Below are 722 nucleotides of genomic sequence, written 5' to 3' on the forward strand. Positions count from 1 at the left end.
CGCGAGAACGGCAGCGACTGCAGCCACACCTTGCCCGGTCCGGTGAGGGTGGCCAGGAACACGCCCTCGCCGCCGAAGACCATGCTTTTGATGCCGGCCACGCGGCGCACGTCCATGTCCACGCTGGCGTGATAGGCGACCACGCAGCCGGTATCCACATCCAGTCGCTCGCCGGCAGCCAGTTCGCGTTCGACCACGCAGCCGCCGGCATGCACGAACACCCAGCCATCGCCTTCGAGCTTCTGCATGATGAAACCCTCGCCGCCGAACAGGCCGGTCATCACTTTGCGCTGGAAGTGCACACCGACCTGCACGCCGCGCGCACCGGCCAGGAAGCTGTCCTTCTGGCAGATCAGCTTGCCGCCGTGTTCGTCCAGCTTCATCGGCAGCACGGTGCCGGGATAGGGCGCGGCAAAGGCCACCTTGGCCTTGCCCTGGCCGGTGTGGGTGTAGAGCGTGGCGAACAGGCTTTCGCCGGTGATCACGCGCTTGCCGGCGCTCATCAGCTTGTCCATGAAGCCGCCGCCCTGGCCCTCGTGGCGGCCGTCGCCGAACACGGTGTCCATCTGCACCGCCGCATCCTTGAACATCAGCGCGCCGGCTTCGGCGATCGCGCTTTCGCCCGGATCCAGCTCGATTTCGACGAACTGCATCTCATGGCCGACGATGCGGAAGTCGATGTCGTCGGCGCGCGGGCGGCTACCCCCCAGCGGCGGCGGCAT

1 protein-coding gene is annotated in these 722 nt (G+C 67.3%); it reads right to left on the reverse strand.

Going from position 1 to position 722, the window contains the following annotated elements; genetic code table 11:
- Nucleotides 1-722, reverse strand: a 722-nt coding sequence (locus JCM9942_RS17370; RefSeq protein WP_054661039.1) for a TIGR00266 family protein, incomplete at both ends; no start/stop codon positions are given.

Origin of the sequence: Stenotrophomonas pictorum JCM 9942, from assembly GCF_001310775.1 — a bacterium.
GTDB classification, from domain to species: domain Bacteria; phylum Pseudomonadota; class Gammaproteobacteria; order Xanthomonadales; family Xanthomonadaceae; genus Stenotrophomonas; species Stenotrophomonas pictorum.